The sequence below is a fragment of the Flavimobilis sp. BM9 genome (assembly GCF_058313055.1).
In genome coordinates this window covers 1-274 of the sequence record NZ_JBZEMO010000020.1, presented here as the reverse complement: position 1 = coordinate 274, position 274 = coordinate 1, and the positions used below count along the sequence as shown (strand labels likewise).

The 274-nt window shown below is 67.2% G+C and carries 1 protein-coding gene; it reads left to right on the top strand.

The window, feature by feature from the left end; translation table 11 throughout:
• Nucleotides 1-274, top strand: a 274-nt coding sequence (locus tag AC4F3Q_RS13550) for an AAA family ATPase (protein WP_491040422.1), incomplete at both ends; no start/stop codon positions are given.

Here is a 274-nt window from a genome sequence, read left to right as displayed (position 1 = left end):
CCCGGTGATCGGCCGCGACGACGAAATCCGCCGCGCCATCCAGGTGCTGCAGCGCCGCAGCAAGAACAATCCCGTGCTGATCGGTGAACCCGGCGTGGGCAAGACCGCCATCGTTGAAGGCCTGGCGCAGCGCATCGTCGAGGGCGAAGTGCCCGAAACCCTCAAGGACAAGCGCGTGCTGGTGCTGGACATGGCCGGCCTGCTGGCCGGTGCCAAGTACCGCGGCGAGTTCGAGGAGCGGCTGAAGGCCGTGCTCAATGACGTGGCCAAGGAC